Raw genomic sequence first — 22,093 nt, 5'->3', positions numbered from 1 at the left:
ACCTCACACGCTCACTCCTCGTCGGGGAGTTCGGCGTGGTCTTCGATTCGACGACTCACGTCGAGGCGGTAGTTCTTCAGGATGTCTCGGCCGAGGAGCAGACGGTGGGTCATGTGGCTCCGGTCCTCGATGTTCGCCGCGACCGTGTGTTGGTCGCCGCCGATACCGAGGACGAGGTCGACGACCGGTCGCGTCTTCGACTGCTTCGAACTTCCGGACCGAACGCGCGAGACGGTGTGAATCGGCCCGGCACCGATGTCCGCCGCCAGTTGGAGGTCGATGCTCGTTCTGGCGGCGCCGGAGTCGGACTTGGCGACGACGGTCTTCGTCCCACTCGTTCCGCTGATGACGACCTGTTCGGTGAAGCCGATGGTGACAGCCTCGTCGGACTCCACCGTGACGGACGTCGGCTTGCACGCCGGCACCGAGTCGTCGAGCGTGGACGCCAACTGCTCGACGCGGTCCGGGTCAACCGACCCGCCGGCGTACTCGATGGCCTGCTTCGCGATGTACGGTGCGGGACTGCGACCCGTCGCCCGGTACAGGCCCTTGAACCCGGCCGTGGGGTTCGCCTCCAGAATGTACCACCCGTCTTCGCCCTCGATGAGGTCAACCCCGGCGTAGTCGAGACCGAGCGTCGCCGCCGCTCGTCGGGCGAGTTCGAACGCCTCCTCGGGCGCAGAGTTCGTCGCGTCCTCGACGCCACCCCCGCGCGCGACGTTCGTCCGCCAGTCGCCCTCGAACGCCGTCCGGTACATCGCCCCGACGACCCGGTCGTCGACGACGTACACCCGGAGGTCACGGGGTGTCTCCCCCCGCCGTCTGACGAGTTCCTGGATGAACGCACGACGTTTGCCGACCCGAGGAGTGAGCGGATCTTTCGTCCCGACTTTCCACGCGCCGCCACCGTGCGTCCCGATTGCGGTCTTGTAGACGGCTTCCTCGGCGAACTCGCGCCGAATCCGGTCGAGTTGGTCGCTGCTGAGCGCCAGCGCGGTCCGCGGAACGGGGAGCCCCTCGTTTATCAGCGCGACGGCCGCGGCGGTCTTGTGGGCGGCCCGAGACGTCGCGTCGGGCGTGTTCAGCATCGGCCGAATCCCTTCGAGCGTTCGCGCCAGTCCCACCTCTTCGGACGGGTTGTCCGTGTTCGAGAGGAGCAGTCGGTTGGCGATGACGTCCACGTCCGGCGACAGCGTCGCTTCCCCCGTCTCGAACCGGACGACCGTGTTCTCCGACCGTAGCCACTCCGTGTCGTGTCCAAGCGCCTCGACGGCGTTCAGGATCGCCTTCGTCTCCTTGCTGTTGTGGAGACTCAACACCCCCACTCGGACCGGTGTGTCGCTCATCCGTTCCCCCCGCTGCGATTCCAGTCGCATTTCGTTTCTTTAATCATGTTAGTTCTGAGATGGTGTTTCTCCTACCGGATGAAAAACTGCCAGTGTGATTTCCACCGGTCTGGAAACGGTCGCAGGTCGCACCTCCAGCGAAGACGCGTCTGTACCGAGAGATTGCCCTCACGTGAGATTTCTCGGTCGTGTGGTCGCATCCCTTCGCTCCGAACGATAGGACACTCGGCGACTGGCGCGCCCGGGCGCGGACATCGACACGATGACGGACGTACGACTGCAACTGCAGCGTGTGATTCGCCGCTGTCCGGACCACGGCCACTTCGAGGAGGCGACGTGTCCAGACTGTGATGACGAGGGAGACGCCGTACTCGAGGCGGACCGCCGCGTCAGACTCTCCAAGTTCGTCAGCGGTGCGCTGCGTCACTTCCCCGACGACGCTGGACTCTCGCTGGACGACGCGGGCTGGGTCGCCTTCGACTCGCTCGTCGAGGCGGTCGGAAATCGGTATCCGTGGGCCGACGCGGAACACGTCGAAGCCGTCGTCGCGACCGATTCGAAGGGTCGATTCGAGCGTCGGGACGGTCGGGTACGCGCGGCCTACGGCCACTCCGTCGACGTCGAACTTGAATCGACGACTGCGTCGGTACCGGACTGCCTCTACCACGGGACTTCACCGCGAAACCTCGACGCCATCCTCGACGACGGAGTGAAACCGATGGGTCGGCAGGCCGTCCACCTCTCGGAGACTCGCGAGGAAGCCCGAAACGTCGGCAGCAGACACGCCGACGACCCCGTCGTCCTCTCGGTGGACGCACGTTCGATGCGCGAGGACGGCTTCGAGATAGACAAACGTGGGGCCGGGACGTACACGGCCCGCCGCGTTCCACCCTCGTATCTCGAAGTCGCGGAGCGGTGACGAGTCGAGCGTTCGTCCGTCGTGATCGGTGGCTATTCGGTCGGCCGTCGAGTACGGCGTCACGTGACGGACCTTCGCGCACACCACGTCGGAACGACCGTCTCGAATCTCGACCGAGCCGTGGAGTTCTACCGCGACGTACTCGGACTCTCGGTTCTCGACCGCTTCACCGTCTCGGGAGAACAGTTCTCGACGGCAGTCGGTGTCGACGGCGCGACCGGTCGGTTCGCGCACCTCGATGCCGACGGCATCCGCGTCGAACTCGTCGAGTACGACCCCGAACGCGAGAGCCGAGAGGAAGCAGCCGTGAACCGCGTCGGTGCGAAGCATCTCGGATTGACCGTCGACGACGTCGACGGGTTCTACGAGTCGCTGCCGGACGACGTCGGGACGCTTAGCGGACCCCAGACGACGGACACCGGGAGTCGAATCCTCTTCGTCCGGGACCCCGAAGGTAACCTGATAGAGATTATCGAGCCGTCGGCGTAATCGGCTGGACGAGCGAACGCTCCCACCCCGGATTTCCGTCGTTCTTCGGTCGTGGCATCGACTGGACGCAGGATTCGTAGAGTCCTCGTCGTCCCCCCGGGTTTCCGTCGTTTCCTCGCTCCGAGAGGTGGACGGACACACCCACCCCACGTTTCCGTCGTTCTGGGACGGACGGGGGGTGGGGGTCAGAGGCACAAAGTGCCTCTTTACTTTGCTATGTAGCTAATGGACTATTTTACTGGCACATATTAAAAATTTGTGTTGTCTGCCGTGTGGTTCGGTTCGTGTCGAGTGAGGATTTACTCGTTCGAACAACAGGGACCGTCGTCCGAACCGTCGGGTCGTTTCGACGAGTGGGTAGCCGACGAGTTCGTTCGGCCGAGGGCCGAGATATTCGCACGAGTCGGTTCCGAGCGAGTAACGAGGCGTGGTCTGAATCGACTGCCTCTTCGTCGAAGGAACGACGGAAACGTGGGGTGTGGGTGTCGGGATACGCCGACGGGCGTCGCTTCCCGCCTCCACTCTCACGACCCCTCCCTTCCCGCGGAAGAACGTCGGAAACGTGGGGTGGGTGGGTCTGAGGTACGCTGGAAGCGTGGGATTGGAACCGTGAAATCGGTGAGTAGAGGAACGACGGAAACGTGGGGGGTGCCAGTCCCTCGAGTAGATGCGACGCCGATAGACGAACGAGAGGTGCGACGAACTGTGACTGTCCCGTCTCGCGACTGTTCCCTCCCCCAGAACGACGGAAACGTGGGGTGTGTGGGTCGGAACGTCGGAAACTCGGTCTCAGAATCGTCGAACCCCTAACCGCCGAATTTGTTCACGAGACCGTTTCGAAGTCGGGGAAAACGTCGGAAACGTGGGGGTACTTCGAAGGTGGTTTTATGTGTGACGAGTCTCTCCGTCTGCGCATGGAGAAAGATGGGTCACAGGACATCGCCGCGGAGATTTTCGCTCAGGAAGACCCCATCTTCAGGAACAAGTCGCTGGTAGAGGTGGAACACGTCCCGAGTCCCGAACGCATCGTCGGGCGCGACGACGAGATTCGCGCCCTCTCGACGGAACTCCGGTCGCAGTCAACGGCGATTCGCCCGAGAACGTGATTCTCTACGGCGAGACGGGGACGGGAAAGAGCCTCGTCGCCAAACACGTCGCGAAGGCCGCCCAGTCGAACGCCGGCGACGTCCGAATCGGGACGGTCTACGTGGACTGCTCGACGGACGACACCGAGACGCAGGCCATCTCGACGATCGGGCGAACGCTGAACGACGAGGCGACGACGGACACCCGCGTTCCGGAGACCGGTCTCGCCAAGGCGGCCTACTACACCCGACTGTACGAAATCCTGGACCAACTGTACGACGTGGTCATCATCATCCTCGACGAGGCGGACATGCACCCCGACGACCAGATTCTCATGTCTCTCTCTCGGGCCGTCGAGACGGGAAAGACCGACTGCCGAATCGGCCTCATCGCCATCAGCAACAAGGTTCGGTGGGCCGAGGACCTGAACGACCGCGTGAAGTCGTCGCTGCAACCGCGCGAACTCAACTTTCACTCCTACGACGCGAACCAACTCCGCGCGATACTGAGTCATCGGCGCGACGCGTTTCGTGAGGGGGTCCTCTCCGACGACGTGATTCCGCTCTGCGCCGCGTACGCGGCCCAGGACCACGGCGACGCACGGCAGGCCATCGACGTCCTCCGGAACGCCGGCATGTTGGCCCAACGCGACGGGTCGGACGTCGTGACCCGCGACCACGTCGAGGACGCGAAGATGGAAGCCGAGAAGGACCGATTCCGCGACCTCATCGGCGGACTCACCGTTCAGAAGAAACTCGTCCTCTCGGCGGTGACGGCCCTCCACAAAGGGACCGACGAGGACGAGTTCTCGATGGCACAGATAATCGAGACGTACACCAAACTCTGCGAGGCGACGGGCACCTCCACCCGGTCGGACCGCCGCGTTCGAGACTTCGTTCGCCGTCTCGCCTTCCTCGACATCCTCGAACTCCGGAAGCAGAACCTCGGACGCGCGGGCGGCATCACCATCTACGCCCGCCTCCAACCGGATCACGACCTCGACATCGTTCACCAGACTGCGATGGACGACGAACAGTTCGTCGTCAGCGAAACGGACGCAGAGAACGCCTCACTCGATTCGTTCTGACCCCCACCCCGGGTTTCCGTCGTTTCTCGTGCGACGACGATACCGACTGCGGCGGTCACGGTTCGACGGCACTCGGCGGCGAACCTATGGTCGTCCGTCGCGACTCACGAACGTGCCCACAGTCACCGACACCTACCTGTTGAACCGCGAACGGGTCCAACCCGACGACACGAACAACTACGACTCCGCACACGGGGGGGAACGTGATGAAGTGGATGGACGAGGTGGGCGCGATGTCGGCGATGCGACACGCCGGGAAGACGTGCGTGACAGCACACGTCGCCCGCCTCGACTTCGACCGGCCCATCCCGCGCGGCGAGACGTGCGTCGTGGAGGCGTACGCGTACGCCGCCGGACGGACCAGCGTCCGCGTCCGCATCCGCGCGTACCGCGAGGACCCCACGACCGGCGAACGAGAACTGACGACCCAATCGTACTTCGTCTTCGTCGCCGTCGACAAGTCGATGCGACCGACCGAGGTCCCCGAAATCGCGGTCGAGACTGACCGGGACCGAGAACTCCGCGAGGAGGCACTCGCCGACGAACCGAGTCGGTAAACGGTTTCCGACGTCGTCGCCGACCTCTCGTTTCCGATTCCGGTCGCCACCCTCGCGTTTCTTTCCCCTCCCGACACCGTCGGAATCTATTTCAACTGCAAACTATCTCTACTGTCGCACCTCTCTTTGCTATCAAAACTATTTTACTATCAAAACCGGTTTTGCTATCAGAACCAACTCCGCAGTCGTCGGTATCTCCGCAATAATCGCTATCTCCGCAGTCGTCGGTATCTCCGCAATAATCGCTATCTCCGCAGTCGTCGGTATCTCCGCCCCTCGCCCGAGATAACGAGACGAGAGCGGCGGACGACGGAGTCTCGATGCCTACAGCGACATCTGGGGGTGTCTGTCGGACTCCTCGGTACCGTCGTCGGCCACGTCGACGCCGTCGCCCGAATCCCTCGACCGACTCACCGTTCGGTCGGTGTGGGAGTCGGTGGCTTCGACGGCGGCGCGAACGTGGTGCGCGGCTATCGGTTGCCGAGTTCCGGTGTCGTACGTCTCGTCGATGGCGCGTCTCGCCGCCTCGTTCGCGATGGATTCGATGTCGCTCGCGCTGAAGCCTTCCGTCAGCGTGGCGAACTCACCTAAATCGGCTTCGTCGATGTCTGTCGGTCGGTCCCGGAGGTGGTGCAACAGCATCGACAGCCTCGACTCCGCGTTCGGGAGGGGGACGGCGATCCACTCGTCGAAGCGACCCGTTCGGGTGAGTGCCTCGTCCAACTCGTCGAGTTTGTTCGTCGCGCCGATGACGACGACGTCGTCGGCCTCCAAGTCCGCCAACTCCAGCAGGAGCTGATTCTGCATCTGCCGTTCACTCTGCGTGTTGTGCGTCGCGCTCCGGTCGGTCCCGAGTGCGTCGAGTTCGTCGATGAAGACGATACTCGGCTGGTGCCTGCGGGCGACTTCGAACACCTCCGCGACGTTGTCCGCGCTCTCGCCGACGAACTTGCTCGTCACGTTTGCAGGCGTGATCCGGAGGAACGGTCGGTCGAGTTCGCCCGCGAGCGCACGGCTCACGTACGTCTTCCCCGTTCCCGGCGGGCCGTGGAGGAGTATCCCGTTTATCGTTCCGAGGCCGTACTCCTCGAACAGTTCTGGGTCCCGAAGCGGGTTCAACACCGTCTGCCGCAAGCGGTCTTTCACCTCGTGCATCGCGGCGACGTCGTCGAACGTCGTATCGGGTTCGCACAGCCACTGTTCGGCCTCCTCGTGTTCGTCGTCTTCGCCGGCGGGTCGGACCGCCTCGGACATCTCGTCGGTCACGTCGTCGGGCGTCGTCGGCTGCTTCTGGTCGCCCCGCTGGAACCGAACGACGCCGCGGACGCGCCTCGGCGTCAGGTTCGCGAGGACCGTGGCGTCGGCGTGGGAGGCCCAGCCGAACTCGGTTTCGAGTGCGTCGCGCAGGTCCGCGTGGAACCCGTCCGGGAGGCTCTGGACGAACCGGCCATTTCGGCCGATGGGCGTCTGCGCCCGGTCCCAGTCCCAGTACCGATGTTCCGCCGCCCCGCGAGCGGCGTTGTTGACGAACTCGACGCGTCGGCGGCGTGTCCGCGAAGTCTCGCCGGGTCGCAGTTCGCGGCCGCTTCCGAGCTAATCTCCTCGCCACGCGTCTCGCACGCCTCGACGAACTCCTCGACGTGTTCGACGTCGAGCACCCGTTCGAAGTGGAGCGTCGCGGCGACGTTCGCGGCGGACAACTGCCCGTCACGGACGAGGAACCCCGCGGTGGTGACGTACTCGCGAATCTGACCGTCGTCCGTCGTCCGGTCCCACGCGTACTGGATTCGACCGAGCGTCCGCAACGGCCGCGCGTCTCCGAGTCGGTATCCCTGCCTCACGGACCCGTCCGCGCAGAGATACGCCACGTCTTCGGTTCGCCCCCCTACTATCACGTCCGCCTGTTCGCCGACCCTCGTTAAAAAGTCGATTCTTCGTTCTCACTCGTGATACTCGGTGTTCGGGAACGCATCACGGGTACGCGTCGGCCGACGAAATCGTTCGGACGCGGCGTGCGGCGTGAGGTTGCCGTCGCGTTTCGGCTTCCGTGACGAATTTGGTGGCAAAGACGGCAAAAACCTCTTTGTCGTCGTTGCCATCTCTCCTCTCTCGTCGCTCTCTGCTCCGGATCACGGCCGGTCTCGTCCCGAATTCGAGCCTCTCCTGTGGTCGGCGCTCGTCGTCTCACGAGGGCAGATTCGCGTGCTGGTCCGCTGTGTCTGAGACGTAATTTAAAACACCCGGTATATACAGCCACACTCACCATCAATCGTTCCGGTCTACCTTTCGACTGCATGGCGACAACTATCACCGACGACGAGACGGGCAAACCGGTCTTGGATAGCGACGGAAACCAGGTCGGCGTCGTCTCCTCGGTCGAACACGGGACGGCCTACATCGACCCCGACCCGGGCATCACGGAGAAACTGATGGCGAAACTCGGCTGGGGCGACTCCGACGAGGAGGACTACCCCCTGCAGGAAGCGCGCGTCCAGGCCGTCACGGACGACGAGATTCGACTGCGAGACCTGTAACGACGGCCGCAGTCACCGCTATTTTCGACTAGGAGTGACCTTGCGGGCGGACACGACCCTCGCGGCGACGTTCGGGTCGGTCTCTCCTCTCATTCGTCGGCGAGGTGGGCACGGACGTCTTCCGGGTCCAGTTCCTCGACGGCCTCCAGTCCGAGAGAGACGACCAGCGGGTAGAAGTGCCGGTTCTTCTCGAAACCCTCCTGGTACTCGTACTCGTACTCGGCTTTCAGCATCGAGTACGACCGGTCTAGGTCACGACGAATCGAGTGAGGGAGGTACATGTAGGTCGGTTTCTGTTCGTCTTTGACCGACAGCGTCGGTTTTTCGCTCCCGCTTGTCTCGTCTCCCTCGTCGCTCTCGCCCGTCGCGTCCGTCTCGTCCGGCTTTGTCGCCTCGTCTGACTCTGCTGTCTCGTCCGGTTTTGCCGTCTCTGCCGTCTCGTCTCCCTCGTCCGACTTGACCTTGTCACGGGCGCGTTGTCGTCGGCGTCGGAGTCGGTCGGCCCGGTCCTCACCGCTCATGCTTCGACCTCCGGTTCCTCCAGACCGAACTGGTCGTCCAGACCGGCGGCGACGTCCCGGAACACCTCGCACATGTCGCAATCGGGGTTGTACTGGAGGAGGGAGACGCCGGCGTCGAGTGCCTTCTGGACGTCCGCGCGTTCGCGAACCTGCCACACCGGCACGTCGTCGAACGCGGCGTTGATCCACTCGACCATCTCGCGGGCCTGTTTCTTCCGCACGTCGATGCGGTTGACGACGACGCCGCAGTCCTCGATGTCTATCTCGTAGTCGTACTCCAACGCGTCCACGTGGTCGAAGAGTAGTTCGAACGCGCGCTTGGAAGTGGACTCGGCGAGGGCGGGGATGAGGACGTTCTGCGTGGCGAACAGGGCGTTGTCCATCAGGTTACCCAGGTTCGGCGGACAGTCGACGATGACGTAGTCGTAGTCGTCTTCCACCTCGCGGAGGACCAGCGCCAACTGTTCGCCGCTTCGTCGCGAGAGCGTCAGTTCTGGCTCGGCGGCCGTCATGTCGATGTTCGAGGGGATGACGTCCATCTCCTCGTGTTCCCGGACGATGTCGGTCACCGCCTCCCGCGTCTCGGGGTCCGTGAGACAGTCGAACAGCGTCGGCGGTTCGTCGTCGTACGCCGCCATCAGACCGAGGTTCTCCGTCGCGTTGCCCTGCGGGTCCAAGTCGACGAACAACACGTCGTGGCCGCGTTCGTTTATCGCGCCCGCCACGTTGATGGCGATAGTCGTCTTTCCCACCCCACCCTTCTGGTTCGAGACGCAGAGTTTTGCCGGACCAGTCATACTGCACGGCTTGTCCATCAAAACTTATACTTTCCGGCAAAGATGGATTTGCTAGTTTTCTTAGTTTTGCTAGTTTTGCTAGTTTTGCTAAACACATCCGTTTGCGTCGGCGTGTCTTCACTCCCGGGCGCTGACGACCTACGTTTCCGTACGAGACCGGTACGGCTCCCAGTCACGGACGACTCGTTTATTGCTCAACACGTGGTACTGGTTGTCATGGAAGAGCGGTGGTCGGTACCCACGACGGAGGCGAACGGCGTGTCACCGGAGGAGGCGTTCGCGATTCTGGGGGACGAAACGCGGCTGAACATCGTCAGAGTGCTGTGGCGTGCCGGAGCGTTCCACGAATACGACGACGTCGACGACACCGCAGGGGCGCTGTCGTTCTCCGAACTCCGACGACGCGTCGACGTCGACGACAACGGTCGGTTCAACTACCACCTCTCGAAACTCGTGCCGCACTTCGTCCGGAAGACGGACGAGGGGTACCGACTGAGCGGCGGGGGCAAGCGTATCGCGCGGACGGTGGTGGCTATCTCGGGAGAGCACGACGTCGACGTCGCCGGCGAGGTAGACGCGGCCTGTCCGGCGTGCGGCGGCGACGTGACGGTCACGTACGAGGACCAGTGGCTCCGGTTCACCTGCACTCGATGTGACGGTCTGTTCGGCGACGCGGCACCGAACGGAACGCTCCTGAACGCGCCGTTTCCGCCTCCGGGGTTGGTCGGCCGGACTCCGGAGGATGCGCTCGGGACGGAACTCTACCGGTGCATGTTGGACCTGACGTCGATGATGCAGGGCGTCTGCCCCGAATGTGCGAGTGCCGTCAGGGGTTCACTCTCGGTGTGTGACGAGCACGACGCCGCTCTCGGACAGTCCTGCTTGACGTGCAGGACTCCGTTCGCCGCCTGGGGGGACTTGCGATGTGGGACGTGTCTGTTCGCCAAACGACTCCCGGTCGAACTGTGCGCGATGGCGCTCCCGCCGGTCATCGGGTTCCTGTACGCGCGCGGGACGAACGTCCTCGCACCCTCGCTCGACGACCTCTTCGAAGTCGTCCGCTCGCGGGTCACCACTACTGTCACCGATACCCCGCCCGGCGTGGTCGTCGCCATCGACGGCGACGACGGCGTGACGCTGACCCTCGACGAACACCTGACCGTCGTCGACCTCGCAGGATAGTCGACCGTCGCCGTCTCGCGGCCGGCGTCTCGACCGGTAGAAATCCATCCCTCTTGGACCACGAGTGAACGGAAATTCTCTAATTTATTTTAGAGAACTGATATTCTCAGAACAGATATGACCGAACTCGACGTACGTTCCGTCGGATATGTCGAACGACACAGCACTGAAGACGGTCCGTCTGGAGGACCTCGAACTCGTGCGGTCACACAGCGCGATTCGGAGATGGACACGCGGGTGAGCTTCCCGTTCTCCGCCGCGTTCCCCGCGACGACCGGAATCGAACTCGACGGCGGTCACAACGTCGTCTACTTCGAACTCGACGCTGGTACCGAACTGGCGACGCACCGAGATAGCGCCGAGGAACTCGTCGTCTGCCTGCACGGAGAATCTGTCGAGGCATGGGCCGGAGAGGCGAAGGGGACGGTTCGAGCGGGCGACCTGACGGTGATTCCGCCGCTGGTCCCGCACGGATTCCGTAACGTCGGTGCCGACACGGCCCGGTTCCTGGGATTCTTCTCGGACCGCACCACCGTCTCCGAGTTCGAGGCACCGGTGGAACCGCTCGACACGACCGTTATCGAGACGTAGCCATGACTTCACGACCACAATCGAGCGGCGAACGGTCGGTGACCGACGCCGGCCCGGAGGAGACTGCGATAGCGTACGTGACCATGTGGAACGAGCGGGACTACTCGACGATTCCGCGTCTGGTCTCGGGGACGTTCCGCATGTACGACCCCGCCGCGCCCGCGGCGGGCGTTCCCGGTCCGAAGGGAGAGGTCCACGGACGGACGGGCCTCCGACAGTTCATGGAGTGGGTGACCACGGCGTTTCCCGACTTCGAGATAACGGTCCTCGACGTGCTCACCGGTGAGGCGACGGCCATGTACGAAGTCCGACTGACGATGACGCACGACGGACCGCTCGGCAGCGTTCCGCCGACGGGGCGGCGAGTCGACGTTCGGGGCGTCTCGATACTGCGTCTCGACGACGGACTCGTCGACGAACACCGGTTCTACACGGACATGACCGACGTCGCCGACCAACTCGGACTGACGTTCCCGCAGGTACTCGGTCAACTTCCGCGACTGCTCGTCGGGAAAGTGCGGTCGAATCGGTAGGCAGACGAGGTGACGCGTCTCTCGTGTGAGGGCGTCCGCTCGACCCCGTCTTCGACGGGTAGATTCCAGTTCTCCGGCACTGCTGAAACCCTCAATCGATGACAGACTTCACCGGTCGTGCTGAATAGAGAGCGCGTATCTTGCAAACGCAGATCCGATGGATAATCTGTGCTGCATTAGGATCGAAGAAAGCCGCGTATAGCCGCTGTCACTTCTGCTGGACGCTCCTCGGGCACGAAATGCCCCGTCTCGTCGAATACGATCAATTCTGCATCAGGGATTGCTGCCCGTGTTCGTTCTCCCACTCCCGTCGAAAAGAACAGGTCGTCGTCGCCCCACAGGACCAGCGTTCGACTCTGGATGTCAGTGAGCATCCGCTCGATTTCTCCGTAGTTTGCTTCAAGATCTGCCAAGCTCCGTTGGAAAATCCGGCGAGTCATCGCCATCCCCGACGGCGTCAGATGCCGCTGAAACTTCGACCACGACGCTGTTTCTTTCTCTTTTACTGCTCCATTGTACAGCATCCGTAATCCGAACCGATTTCCTACCATCAACTGGAAAAACACTGTGTTCAGTAAGGGAATCTTGGCAACGCGTAACGGCGGAGGAACGTACGTATCGGTAAACAAGTTCGTATCCGAGAGCACCAACTCCCGAGCGGTGAAATCAGAAAACAGCCGCATCATCGTCAGGCCAACCGGCCCGCCGAAATCGTGCGTAGCTAGCGTACATTCCTCGACCCCGAGTGTATCGAGCAGGTCCACGATTGCCCGAGCTTGTCCCTCCATATAGTAGTCGCCGACCGGTGGTTCGGACTGGCCGAATCCGCGAAGGTCCGGGACGATGACCCGATACTGGTCCTGCATCCGAGCGGCGACGGCTTCCCACGTGAGTGCTGACCCGGGAATGCCGTGAAGAAACACCACCGGAGAGCCCTCGCCCCCCGTCAAGTAGCTTGTCCCGCCCTCAGTGTGCCGGTCCAATCGGCCGGCCATCAGTCCGATTCCCCCAACGCAGACTCGTAACTCGCTTTGATGTGAGGTATAAGGGGGTCAAGCTCGGCTACGTCGTCGATAGTGACCTGCGTCCATTTCGTCACCGTTCGCTCACCGGCTTGGAACGCCCCGGTTTCGAACGCTTGCGTCACCTGTTCGCGGTTGTCCTCGGGAAGTCTTGTCAGGGCAATACCGTCCGTGACGAGGACCGCAAATAGCGTCCCCTCCGCCTGATAGGAGGGGCACCCGAACATGGTCTTTGCAGTAACGTTCGGCCAGCCCAACACCACCTCGTCGAACGCCGATTTCAGTGCTGCTCCTTCGTCTTTGTCGAAGTAGTTCATGCTATCATCTCCTCTGCCTTTTAAACCTCATATACGGTGGTGACGGTCATAGCCTCTCCGACGACGACTGGCAAAAAGAGTTCGAGGTCGATGAGGACGAGCGATTTTCCAAAAATGCAACGGTGTGAAAGGCTCTGCTACACACAGAACGCATCTCGGTCGGCGGGCTCACGGACAGACGGCTCAGTGAGTCAACGCCACTATCGGAAGGGAGGGTGACAGCACCTGCTGTCATAACCACGATTCTGCGCACGTGACAAATACACCCGCCGTATCTTGCACGTCTTTTCTATCTGCCGCCGAGCGTTTCACCAGAGCCAGCTATCCGAAGTCAGCGGTCACTCGGCTTCCACGGTCGGTCGGTTCGTAGAGTTCTGCTCTTTTGACTCTCTTTGCTCTCTTTGCTAGCCTTGCCCTCTTTTCCCTCTTTGCTCACCCCGCTCTTTCGGTTCTCCCGGTCGTCGGCGCTACGGACGACTCGTCCGTCGCCCCGTCACCGACTCTATCTCCATCTCGAACATCGCGAGTTCGACGTCGTCGATGGGTTCGTCGAACACGCGGAACGGGCCGAAGCGGTCGTTGATGGTGGCGGCGTCGAACGACTCGCGTTCCGCCTCGGACAGTTTTCTGAGCGCCCCCGTGACGAGGACGCTCCACGACTCCGGTTCCTCGACGCCGAAGAGGACGAACGACGCCTCCGTCGTCGTCTCTACGAACGACAGCTTCTTGCTGTGGTCGTCGTCGCCGAGCCTGAAGTAGAGCGACTCACCGTCGTAGTAGTGGTGGATGGGGACGCCGTACGCCGTCCCGTCGTCGGCCAACGACAGCACTCCGGCCGCCTCCGAGCGGAGTCGCTCCTCCACCTCCGATTCCTCCATCCCGAACGTGTACACGAATTGAATGTGGTCCATGGTCCTCACTCGACGATACGCGAGCGGGGCGTATCAATCAGTGCCTGTTGCGGCCCCCGACTCGTCGGCGGGTTCGCCGGACTCGTCCGCGCGTTCGACGCTGACGCGGACGGCCGAGTGTTTGTACTCGGGAATCTTCGCCACCGGGTCGAGCGTGTCGCCGGTGAGGACGTTCACCAGCGGGTCGGCGTAGTGGAACGTCGCGAACACCGTCCCGTGCCTGATGCCGGGGGTCACGTCCGCTTCGACGGTCACCGTCCCTCGGTCGTTGCTGACGCGGACCTCGTCCCCGTCCTCGATGCCGCGCGCGGCGGCGTCGTCGGGGTGAATCTGGAGGACGTCCTCGCCGCGGAGACGGACGAGGATGCCCGACCGACGGCTGAGCGCCCCGCTGTTGAAGTGCTGGAGGACCCGACCGGTCGTCAGGACGAGTTCGTCGTCGTCGACGGAGTCCACCGGGTCGACGTGTTCGACGACCCGCAGTTCGGCTCGCTTCTCCCCGGTGCCGAACGTCTCCCGGTGGAGGACGGCGGTGCCCTCCTCGGCGCCCTCGGGGAACGGCCACCGCTGACTCCCGGCGCCGATGCCGTCGTACGACATCCCCGCGTACTGCGGCGTCACGCGAGTCAACTCCTCGAACACCGCCTCGGGACCGTCGTAGTCGAACGCGTCGGCGTCGACCAGTCGCGCGCCGAGTTCGCAGAGGACGTCGAGGTCCGGTCGGGCGTCGCCCGGCGGGTCGCCGTTCGGCCGCATCCGCTGGACCTGCCGGTCCGTGTTCGTGACGGTGCCGCCGCGTTCGGCCCACGCGCTCCCCGGCAGCACCACGTCGGCGTGTTCGGCCGTCTCCGTGCGGAACAGGTCCTGCACCACGAGGAAGTCGAGGCGTTCGAACTGCTCTCTGACGCGGTTCGTGTTCGGTTCCGTCATCGCCGGGTTCTCGCCGAGGACGAACGCGCCGCGCACCTCGTCGCCGAACGCGTGCGTCGCCTCCACCTCCGTCAACCCCGGCATCGGCGGGGGTTCGACGCCCCACTCCGCGGCCAGTCGTTCCCGCGCGTCCTCGTCCGTCACCGGCCGGTAGCCGGGGAGGACGTTCGGCAGTGCGCCCACGTCGCCCGCGCCCTGAACGTTGTTCTGCCCGCGGAGCGGGTTCACCCCGGACCCCGGCTTTCCGACGTTCCCGGTCAGGAGTGCGAGGTTGAGGAGGGCGTGGACGTTGTCAGTCCCGCAGTGGTGCTGGCTCATCCCCATCCCGGTGAAGATGGCACCGCGTTCGACACTCGCGTACGCGCGCGCTGCCGCGCGCAGTTCGTCGGCGTCGACGCCGGCCAGATCCGCGTTCCGGTCCACGTCCACGTCGTCGAGGAACGCGCGTAGCGCGTCGTACCCCTCGACGCGTTCGTCGAGGAACGCCTCGTCGGTCAGTCCCTCCTCGACGACCACCTTCGCCATCGCGTTCAGCAGGGGGATGTCGTAGCCCGGTCTGACCGGGAGGTGGTGGTCCGCCTGCTTGGTCGTCGCGTTCGCCCGCGGGTCGACGTGTATCAGCGTCGTCCCCGACTTGATGGCGGGCGCGAGGTACGACTGGAAGGTGATGGGGTGGTTCTCGGCCGGGTTGGCGCCGACGACGAGGTAGGCGTCCGCCTCCCTCAGGTCCGCCATCGAGTTCGTCATCGCCCCCGCGCCGAACCGTTCGCCCATCGCGGCGACGGTGGAGGAGTGACAGAGGCGCGCGCAGTTGTCCACGCTGTTCGTGCCGAGCATGCGCGCGAGTTTCTGGAGGACGTAGTTCTCCTCGTTCGTGCAGTTCGAGGAGGCGAAGAAGGTCAGCGCGTCCGGCCCGTGTTGCGCGACGATGTCGCCGAACGCCGCCTCGATGCGGTCGAACGCTTCCTCCCACGGGGCGGTGACGAACCGGCCGTGTTCGCGAACGAGCGGTTTCGTCAAACGGTCGTCGTGGTCCACGACGTCGAACGCCGCCACCCCCTTCGGGCAGAGTTCGCCGCGCGCGTTCACCGGCCCCTCTCGCCCCGTCGCCTTCCCGTTCTTCGGGTCGTACGCGAGTGCGCACCCGACGCCGCAGAACGGACAGATGGTCTGTCGCGCCTCGAACACCCTGTCTTCGGAATCGGCCATGACGGGCGTACGACACGAACGGAGTTAGTTGATGCGGGTAGTTCTCACACCTCGGGACGTCGGTGCCGACGGACTGCCCGACCCTCGGGCGAATCGGCGTCGCTGTGAGGGAGGAACGAAGATAGCAGTTTTGACAATTTTGACGTTTTTTATGGTTTTGACAATTTGACGGTTTTGACGGCTCGACTTCTTCCGGGTCGGCGTGACAGCCCGCGTCGTTCGCCCGACTGGAAGAGAGGGGAGTCGTCGACGACCGGACGGCCGGCGTCAGACCGCCAGGAGATTCCAGTAGTGCAGCAGGCCGTAGAGGACCACCGTCCCGGCGACGACGAGGGCGTAGTGGACGCGAGCTCCGAGCGACCACTCGCTCCGGTGCCAAGCGCGCGCCCCGAGGCCGACGGCGACGAGCGTCGCAACCGCTCCGAGCGTCGGGACAACGAAGACGGCCTCGAACCACTCGGGAGGTCGGTTGAACAGCGTCGGCCGGTCCATCGTCGTCACGGCGACGACGGCGAGCGTCGTCGCGACGACGAACAGCACCAGTCCGCCGCGCCGGCACCGGCGACCCATCGCGCCCGCGTCGCCGACGGCGGCGGGTCCCCGCCGCCGCGGACCCGACGCCAGCCACGCGCGAGGGGCCACCCCACCAGCCCCGTCAGCGCGGTCACCGCCGCCAGTGTCGCCAGCCACCCCTGCACGGAGAGCCGTTCGAGGTAGCCGATTCGCTCGTACGCGGACAGACCGCGCAACAGGTGACTCACTTCTCCCCCGTCGTCGCTGAACAGGAGCATCTCGTCCGTCTCGACGTGTTCGAACAGCAGCGGTTCGACTTCGACCCACCTGTCGACGCTGTCACCCTGTTCCGTGACGAGAGTGCCGTCGTCCGCGACGCGGACGTCTATCGGCTGGCCGGTGAGGAGTCCGAACACGAGTTTCTCGCTCGTGGCGTTGTCGGCCGTGTTCACGGAGCGGTAGCGACCGGCGAGTTCGTCCGCGCGTTCGGGCATCGCCGACGGAGTGGGTCGCGCACCGCCAGATTCGACGGGGGCAATCCGGTCGAGTATCGCGTCGACCACTTCCTGCTTGGCGTCCGACGCCTCGGGACCGTGCGCGACGACGAACAGGCCGCTCCCGGTTTCGGGGCGCAGCGAGAACTCGGCGGCGAAACTCGGAACGGAGCCACCGTGTCGGACCAGTCGCGCGTCGCCGCGAGACTGCTCGAACAGGCCGAACGCCATCCCGTCCATCCGCTCGTGCGGCGCGTACCACCGCCGGTGCATCTCTGCGACGGCGTCGGCCGAGAGGATTCGCTCGCCGTCCGCGACGCCGCCGTTCAAGTTCGCCTGCAGCAACCGCACCATGTCGCCGGCGGTGGTGTGCAGTCCCGACGCCGGTGCCACGTCGGAGTAGAAGTCCACGACGTCCGCCACGGCCGTCCCGTCGGCCGGAACGAGTCCCGACGGGGCCGGCCGAAACGTGCTGTTCGTCATCCCGAGGGGGTCGAACACCGTCGCCTCGACGGACGCGCCGAACGACCGACCCCGCACGTCGGCCACCAACTGACCCGCGAGTGCGGCGGCGTAGTTGGTGTACTGCGGGAGTTCGCCCGGCGGCCTGACGCGCGTCGGAACGTCCGTGGAAACCGACTCGGCGAGGGGGCGGACGTACGCGGGGTCTCTGACGGCGTCGCCCCAGCCCCGAACCTCGAATCCCGGGGTGTGCGTCGCGAGATGTTCGAGCGCGACGGGTTCGTAGTCCGCTCGCGGGACGGTGACGGCGTCGAGGTAGTCGTTCACCGACGCGCCCGCGTCGACCCTGTCGGCGTCGACCAGTTGCATCGCCGCCGTCCACGTCGCGACTTTCGAGACGGAGCCGACGCGAAAGAGCGTCTCGTCGGCCCGAACGGGGACGTCTTCGCTCCGGAACGCGTGGCCGTACCCGCCCGTGAGGGCGACGTCACCGTCCTCGACCACGGCGACGGCCAGGCCGCCGGCGTCGTGGTCAGACAGCGCGCGCTCGGCCGCCCACTCGATGACCGACTCGATTCCGTCGTCTCGACCGGTTTCGGCGTTCGATTCGGCTCGTGACAGACCGCTGGCGGCGACGACGGTACCGGCTCCGACCGCGGTGGAACGCGAGAGGAACCGTCGTCGGGAGAGTGAGGTGGGCATCGGGGGACCTGTGGATGGGGGCTGCGACGTTCGTCTGGCGGTTGGAGAACTGTCCGTTTCTCGGGCGGCGGCCGAGCGGTTCGCACGCGCGGCGCGCGGCGGGCCGACCGAGTTCGGGCGGTGGGCGGCGCCGGATCATGTCCGATCGATGTCACGTCAGGAACATAAGGACGGCTATCGCGTCGAACAGGATAGAAATAAGAACGAGTGCGAAGTAGTCTCGTGGGGCGGTTCGGACGATTCGCTCGCGGAATCTGGGACGAAATCGGTCGCAACCGGCGCACGCGGCGGGAACTCAGCGCTTCGGCGCGAGGAACTCCCCCAGCCACCGGCCGAGGCGGGAGCAGTCAACGTCGCCGCTTCGAACGGTGACGACCGAGTTCTCGCACAGCGACTGCACGACTTCGATCGTCGACCCGTCCACGAACTCCCGGAGTCGCCCCTTGCACGGGGCGGCGATGACCGTCGCGTCGTAGTAGGAGGACTGCTCGACGATGGCCTGTGCCGGCGACCAGCCGTCGTACTGCCACGTGTCGAAGGCGTCGAAGTCGCCGAGGCGGTCCGCACAGTAGTCGAACAGGGCGTCCGTCTCCGCCTGAGGGTCGCCGTCCTCGACGTGGAACAGGTCCAACCAGGCGTCGTGCGACTCGCCGATGGCGCGAGCCACGTCCAGCGTCTCGTCGAGGTGCGGCCCTCGGGCGACGGGGACGAGACAGGACGAGAGGCTCTCGACTTCGGTGCCGGGCGTCACCGTGACGTGCGTGCGTCCCGTCGCCAACGCGAGTTCGCCGCCGCCGAGGACGGACTGCCGGTCTCGGATGTCGAAGATGATGGAGATGTCGAAGCGGTTGACCACGTCGACGACCCACTCGGTCGTTATCGCCGACGGGCGTTCGAGAAACCGCGTCTCGTACTCGACCGGAGAGCGGGTCGATTCCGGTTTCAGCGACTGGGCCGTCGCCGCCCCGTCCACCGGGACGACGAATCGACCGCCGTCGGCCATCGCCGCCGCGACCTGAACGAACCGCCCGTCGGTCGCTTCTCCCGAATCGAACAGACAGAGCACCCGCTCACCCGACGCCTCGTCGTCACCGTCCGAGGAGGCGGCCCCCGCGCGTTCGTCTCCTGTAAGACGGCCGAACATGGCCGATGCTCGTCCCCGCACCTAATAAATCCCCGACTCTGTTCCCGTGTGACGATACGGGCGTCTCTGGTCTCCTGAACCGGTTTTACAGCCATCGTGCGCGAACCACCCGCTCGGCGTACTCCGGGCCGACCCGTTCGACCCAGTCCGCCGCGTCGGGTCGCGAACAGGAACGGACCTCCATCGTTGCGGCCACCAGGTCGGCGTGCGGTCGCGGGTCGACGTCCTCGTCTGTCACGTCGATGTCGTCCACGTTCGGCGGGGGAACGGTCACGCCCGTCTCTCCGCGCCCGACACCTAACAACCGTTCGGCCTCCGGCGGCAGGGACGAGCACTCGAAGACCGTCCGACCGGCGAAACCGGAGGAGAGCGGTTACAGCGACCGCTCCGGGTCGCCGTGCCGCATCGCGTCGAGGAACAGCGTCTCGAACGCCTCCTCGTCCACCGACTCGACTCGCGCGCGTTCGGTTCCTCGCCGGTGACGCCGTGTTCGTCCACGAGGCTGTAGCCTCGGGTCATCCCCTCGCGTTCGTCCACGTCGACGTAGTAGTCGTTCGCCTCGTCGACGAGTTCCGGGTAGAGCGCGCACGCCATCGCCAGCGAGTCGGGTTGGGTGGTGCTGTCCTCGCCGTACTGTTCGCGGGCGAACTCCCGGGCGCGTTCGGAGGCGGTGGTGAAGAACTCCGCGTAGTCGGTTCCCATCGCCTCTATCTCGGCGAGCGTCTCGGTTTCGAACGTCCCCTGTCGGAGGGAGAGTCCCCAGTCGACGAGGGTCACGTCCAGTTCGTCGACGACGACGCTCGCGGCGTCGGGGTCGACCCAGAAGTTGAACTCCGCCGACGGCGTGTCGTTGCCGAGAGTGTTGACGGCGCCGCCCATCACCCACACCTCGTCGAGGAGTTCGTTCAGGTCGGGTTCCAGGCGGAGGGCGATGGCCACGTTCGTCAACGGCCCGATGCAGACGAGGGTCAACTCGCCGGGCGACTCGCGGGCGCGTTCGACGATGGCTTCGGCGCCGTGTCCCTCGGCCGAAGGGATGCCGGTGTCGGGAAAGAGGTTGCCGCCGAGTCCGCCCTCGCCGTGGACCTGGTCGGCGTGTTCGTGGTCCTTGACGAGAGGTGCGCGCGCGCCCTCGTAGACGGGGACGTCCGTGGCGTCGGCGACTTCGAGCGAGTGCTTCGCGTTCTCGACTTCGTAGTCGAACTCGACGTTGCCGGCGACGATGGTGAGTGCCTCCACGCTGACGGAGTCGGCGACTGCCGCGAGGAGAATCGCCATCGCGTCGTCGCCGGCCGTGTCGGTGTCGATGAGGACGCGTCTGCTCATGGCGTGACGTTTCCCCGCCGCGCCGTTTAGTTTCTCTGGGCGGCGCGACGGACTCGCCGTCCCGTCGACTCGATATATCGGTCGACGGTTTATTCGCTGTTCAACTGGCCGCCGTCGACGACGATGGACTCCGCGGTGACGTACGACGCCAGGTCGCTGGCGAGGAACGTGACGACGCCGCCGATGTCCTCGGGTTGGCCGACCCGGCGGAGCGGAATCGTCGGGAGCAACTGCTCTTCCTGTTCGGTGCCGACGATGGGCGAGTCCTCCTTCGTCATCGTCGTCTCGATGACGCCCGGGTGGACGGCGTTCACGCGAATCCCGTCGGGACCGAGTTCGCTCGCCAGCGCGTAGGTGAACAGGCGGACGCCGCCCTTCGCCGCCGAGTACGGCGTGATGCCGCCGTATCCGACCATCCCCGCGACGCTCGACATGTTGACGATGCTGCCGCCCTCGCCGCGTTCGACCATCGCCAACGCCGCCGCCTTCGACCCGTTCACCACGCCGTCGAGGTTGACCGAGACGAGGTTTCGGTACTCCGCTAAGTCGAGGTCGACCAGTGGGTCCTGCGGGCCGACGATGCCCGCGTTGTTGACCATCACGTCGACGCCGCCGAACTCCTCGGCCGCCTCTACGGCCGCGACGCAGTCGTCGTAGTCCGTCACGTCGCACTCGACGTACGTCGCCTCGGACCCTTCCTCCTGCAGCAGTTCGTGCGTCGGTGTGCCGCCCTCCCGGGGGTCTTCCCGGATGTCGGCGACGACGACGGACGCGCCGTGGTCCGCGAACGTCTGCGCGATGCCGCGTCCGATACCGCCGGAACTGCCCGTGATAACCGCCGTCTTGTCTTCGAGAAGTGACATCTCGCTCGAACTTCTCCTCGGCCGGTGATAACTGTAATCCACGTATTCCGACGGGATGCTCGCTCGGATGACGTCGGGGTCGACCGCCCCGGCCGAACGCCGAAGGGTCTTACCGACGGCGCGCGACGACGACGTATGGGCCGCGTCGTCAGTCTCGGGAGCATCAACGTCGACCACGTGGGGTACACGTCAACGGAGTGGATTCGGGAGACTGCGGCCGCGTACGACTGGTTCCCCGCGGCGGGCGAGACGGTCCGGGTGGCGTCGTTTCCGGACGCTCTCGACGCGGCCTACGCGGAGACGCACCTCGGCGGCAAGGGGGCGAATCAGGCAGTCGCGGCGGCGGCCGCCGGTGCCGACACCTCGCTCTTGGGGATGGTCGGCGACGACGAGGCGGAGTACGAGGTGTGCGAGACGCTCACCCGACGTGGCGTGGACGTGAACGACGTGGGGCGGGCGGACGGGCCGACGGGCGCGGCGTACGTCGCGGTGGACGAGACGGGGGAGAACTACATCGCCATCCTCGCGGGGGCGAACGGACGCGTCGGCGAGGCGTAC

General features: G+C 64.9%; 21 protein-coding genes and 3 pseudogenes. 9 read left to right on the top strand and 15 right to left on the bottom strand.

Annotation, left to right across the window (positions count from 1 at the left end; all coding sequences use genetic code 11):
* Positions 1-11: 11 nt before the first annotated feature.
* Positions 12-1,346, bottom strand: coding sequence for a RimK family alpha-L-glutamate ligase (locus GJ632_RS03690; protein ID WP_191452125.1), 1,335 nt, complete (start codon positions 1,344-1,346; stop codon positions 12-14).
* Between the two features lie 262 nt (positions 1,347-1,608).
* Here GJ632_RS03690 and GJ632_RS03685 point away from each other — a divergent pair, with 262 nt between their 5' ends.
* From GJ632_RS03685 to GJ632_RS03670, 4 genes and pseudogenes are all read left to right on the top strand, one after another.
* On the top strand, positions 1,609-2,265 hold the full coding sequence (locus GJ632_RS03685) for an RNA 2'-phosphotransferase (RefSeq protein ID WP_191452124.1): 657 nt from the start codon (positions 1,609-1,611) through the stop codon (positions 2,263-2,265).
* Between the two features lie 63 nt (positions 2,266-2,328).
* On the top strand, positions 2,329-2,754 hold the full coding sequence (locus GJ632_RS03680) for a VOC family protein (RefSeq protein WP_089810355.1): 426 nt from the start codon (positions 2,329-2,331) through the stop codon (positions 2,752-2,754).
* 914 nt (positions 2,755-3,668) lie between these two features.
* Positions 3,669-4,927: pseudogene (locus GJ632_RS03675) on the top strand (Cdc6/Cdc18 family protein).
* Between the two features lie 112 nt (positions 4,928-5,039).
* Positions 5,040-5,484, top strand: a pseudogene (locus GJ632_RS03670) (acyl-CoA thioesterase).
* Between the two features lie 324 nt (positions 5,485-5,808).
* On the opposite strand, the gene GJ632_RS22965 reads toward GJ632_RS03670, so the two are convergent.
* Both GJ632_RS22965 and GJ632_RS22960 read right to left on the bottom strand, forming a co-directional pair.
* Positions 5,809-6,750: an ATP-binding protein gene (locus tag GJ632_RS22965; protein WP_343161002.1), complete on the bottom strand. Its 942-nt coding sequence runs from the start codon at positions 6,748-6,750 to the stop codon at positions 5,809-5,811.
* A gap of 71 nt (positions 6,751-6,821) precedes the next feature.
* A complete protein-coding gene (locus GJ632_RS22960; RefSeq protein ID WP_231751310.1) occupies positions 6,822-7,379 on the bottom strand; it encodes a hypothetical protein in 558 nt (185 codons plus the stop codon).
* A 399-nt stretch (positions 7,380-7,778) separates the two neighbouring features.
* Here GJ632_RS22960 and GJ632_RS03660 point away from each other — a divergent pair, with 399 nt between their 5' ends.
* Complete coding sequence (locus tag GJ632_RS03660; protein ID WP_191452123.1) at positions 7,779-8,018, top strand: PRC-barrel domain containing protein; 240 nt, start codon at positions 7,779-7,781, stop codon at positions 8,016-8,018.
* Between the two features lie 89 nt (positions 8,019-8,107).
* Here GJ632_RS03660 and GJ632_RS03655 read toward each other — a convergent pair whose 3' ends face one another.
* Together GJ632_RS03655 and GJ632_RS03650 are read right to left on the bottom strand one after the other, a co-directional pair.
* Positions 8,108-8,539: a hypothetical protein gene (locus GJ632_RS03655; protein WP_191452122.1), complete on the bottom strand. Its 432-nt coding sequence runs from the start codon at positions 8,537-8,539 to the stop codon at positions 8,108-8,110.
* The gene (locus GJ632_RS03650; RefSeq protein WP_191452121.1) at positions 8,536-9,336 is read right to left on the bottom strand and encodes a ParA family protein; all 801 of its coding nucleotides are present in this window, start codon (positions 9,334-9,336) and stop codon (positions 8,536-8,538) included. Before GJ632_RS03650 ends, GJ632_RS03655 begins: the two co-directional genes overlap by 4 nt.
* Before the next feature lie 216 nt (positions 9,337-9,552).
* Between GJ632_RS03650 and GJ632_RS03645 the strand changes: the two genes are divergently transcribed.
* The 3 genes from GJ632_RS03645 to GJ632_RS03635 all read left to right on the top strand — a co-directional run bounded on the left by GJ632_RS03645 (position 9,553) and on the right by GJ632_RS03635 (position 11,642).
* Positions 9,553-10,518 (top strand): helix-turn-helix domain-containing protein, encoded by a 966-nt coding sequence (locus tag GJ632_RS03645; RefSeq protein WP_191452120.1) that lies wholly within the window; start codon positions 9,553-9,555, stop codon positions 10,516-10,518.
* Positions 10,519-10,743: 225 nt separating this feature from the next.
* On the top strand, positions 10,744-11,109 hold the full coding sequence (locus GJ632_RS03640) for a cupin domain-containing protein (RefSeq protein WP_197427865.1): 366 nt from the start codon (positions 10,744-10,746) through the stop codon (positions 11,107-11,109).
* Between the two features lie 2 nt (positions 11,110-11,111).
* Complete coding sequence (locus GJ632_RS03635) at positions 11,112-11,642, top strand: ester cyclase (RefSeq protein ID WP_191452119.1); 531 nt, start codon at positions 11,112-11,114, stop codon at positions 11,640-11,642.
* A 176-nt stretch (positions 11,643-11,818) separates the two neighbouring features.
* Here GJ632_RS03635 and GJ632_RS03630 read toward each other — a convergent pair whose 3' ends face one another.
* The 10 genes and pseudogenes from GJ632_RS03630 to GJ632_RS03590 all read right to left on the bottom strand — a co-directional run bounded on the left by GJ632_RS03630 (position 11,819) and on the right by GJ632_RS03590 (position 21,535).
* Positions 11,819-12,565, bottom strand: coding sequence for an alpha/beta fold hydrolase (locus tag GJ632_RS03630; RefSeq protein WP_197427864.1), 747 nt, complete (start codon positions 12,563-12,565; stop codon positions 11,819-11,821).
* A gap of 71 nt (positions 12,566-12,636) precedes the next feature.
* Entirely contained in the window at positions 12,637-12,981 is a 345-nt protein-coding gene (locus tag GJ632_RS03625; RefSeq protein ID WP_191452117.1) for a TfoX/Sxy family protein, read from the bottom strand.
* Positions 12,982-13,448: 467 nt separating this feature from the next.
* On the bottom strand, positions 13,449-13,892 hold the full coding sequence (locus GJ632_RS03620; RefSeq protein ID WP_191452116.1) for a pyridoxamine 5'-phosphate oxidase family protein: 444 nt from the start codon (positions 13,890-13,892) through the stop codon (positions 13,449-13,451).
* Between the two features lie 33 nt (positions 13,893-13,925).
* Positions 13,926-16,031 (bottom strand): formate dehydrogenase subunit alpha, encoded by a 2,106-nt coding sequence (gene fdhF, locus GJ632_RS03615; RefSeq protein ID WP_191452115.1) that lies wholly within the window; start codon positions 16,029-16,031, stop codon positions 13,926-13,928.
* Positions 16,032-16,298: 267 nt separating this feature from the next.
* A complete protein-coding gene (locus tag GJ632_RS22955) occupies positions 16,299-16,571 on the bottom strand; it encodes a hypothetical protein (RefSeq protein WP_231751309.1) in 273 nt (90 codons plus the stop codon).
* On the bottom strand, positions 16,529-18,202 hold the full coding sequence (locus GJ632_RS03610; RefSeq protein ID WP_231751308.1) for a serine hydrolase: 1,674 nt from the start codon (positions 18,200-18,202) through the stop codon (positions 16,529-16,531). The genes GJ632_RS22955 and GJ632_RS03610 overlap by 43 nt, the downstream gene beginning before the upstream one ends.
* 295 nt (positions 18,203-18,497) lie before the next feature.
* A complete protein-coding gene (locus GJ632_RS03605) occupies positions 18,498-19,346 on the bottom strand; it encodes a universal stress protein (protein WP_191452114.1) in 849 nt (282 codons plus the stop codon).
* An 85-nt stretch (positions 19,347-19,431) separates the two neighbouring features.
* Positions 19,432-19,620, bottom strand: a complete 189-nt coding sequence (locus GJ632_RS03600; protein WP_343161001.1) for a hypothetical protein — start codon at positions 19,618-19,620, stop codon at positions 19,432-19,434.
* A gap of 99 nt (positions 19,621-19,719) precedes the next feature.
* A pseudogene (locus GJ632_RS03595) lies at positions 19,720-20,672 on the bottom strand (nucleoside hydrolase).
* A gap of 89 nt (positions 20,673-20,761) precedes the next feature.
* On the bottom strand, positions 20,762-21,535 hold the full coding sequence (locus GJ632_RS03590) for an SDR family oxidoreductase (protein ID WP_191452112.1): 774 nt from the start codon (positions 21,533-21,535) through the stop codon (positions 20,762-20,764).
* Positions 21,536-21,670: 135 nt separating this feature from the next.
* Here GJ632_RS03590 and GJ632_RS03585 point away from each other — a divergent pair.
* Positions 21,671-22,093 (top strand): PfkB family carbohydrate kinase (locus tag GJ632_RS03585; RefSeq protein WP_231751306.1); only part of this gene is annotated, 423 nt, incomplete at its 3' end.

Origin of the sequence: Halogeometricum sp. CBA1124, from assembly GCF_009741955.1 — an archaeon.
Taxonomy (GTDB): Archaea; Halobacteriota; Halobacteria; order Halobacteriales; family Haloferacaceae; genus Halogeometricum; species Halogeometricum rufum.
Note: the sequence above shows the minus strand (reverse complement) of the source record. Positions and strands in the feature narration are given on the sequence as shown.

Coding starts and splice junctions, on each gene's coding strand:
- GJ632_RS03690 (WP_191452125.1), bottom strand. CDS start 1,346: ATGAGCGACACACCGGTCCGAGTGGGGGTGTTGAGTCTCCACAACAGC.
- GJ632_RS03685 (WP_191452124.1), top strand. CDS start 1,609: ATGACGGACGTACGACTGCAACTGCAGCGTGTGATTCGCCGCTGTCCG.
- GJ632_RS03660 (WP_191452123.1), top strand. CDS start 7,779: ATGGCGACAACTATCACCGACGACGAGACGGGCAAACCGGTCTTGGAT.
- GJ632_RS03655 (WP_191452122.1), bottom strand. CDS start 8,539: ATGAGCGGTGAGGACCGGGCCGACCGACTCCGACGCCGACGACAACGC.
- GJ632_RS03650 (WP_191452121.1), bottom strand. CDS start 9,336: ATGACTGGTCCGGCAAAACTCTGCGTCTCGAACCAGAAGGGTGGGGTG.
- GJ632_RS03645 (WP_191452120.1), top strand. CDS start 9,553: ATGGAAGAGCGGTGGTCGGTACCCACGACGGAGGCGAACGGCGTGTCA.
- GJ632_RS03640 (WP_197427865.1), top strand. CDS start 10,744: ATGGACACGCGGGTGAGCTTCCCGTTCTCCGCCGCGTTCCCCGCGACG.
- GJ632_RS03635 (WP_191452119.1), top strand. CDS start 11,112: ATGACTTCACGACCACAATCGAGCGGCGAACGGTCGGTGACCGACGCC.
- GJ632_RS03625 (WP_191452117.1), bottom strand. CDS start 12,981: ATGAACTACTTCGACAAAGACGAAGGAGCAGCACTGAAATCGGCGTTC.
- GJ632_RS03620 (WP_191452116.1), bottom strand. CDS start 13,892: ATGGACCACATTCAATTCGTGTACACGTTCGGGATGGAGGAATCGGAG.
- fdhF (WP_191452115.1), bottom strand. CDS start 16,031: ATGGCCGATTCCGAAGACAGGGTGTTCGAGGCGCGACAGACCATCTGT.
- GJ632_RS03610 (WP_231751308.1), bottom strand. CDS start 18,202: ATGCCCACCTCACTCTCCCGACGACGGTTCCTCTCGCGTTCCACCGCG.
- GJ632_RS03605 (WP_191452114.1), bottom strand. CDS start 19,346: ATGTTCGGCCGTCTTACAGGAGACGAACGCGCGGGGGCCGCCTCCTCG.
- GJ632_RS03590 (WP_191452112.1), bottom strand. CDS start 21,535: ATGTCACTTCTCGAAGACAAGACGGCGGTTATCACGGGCAGTTCCGGC.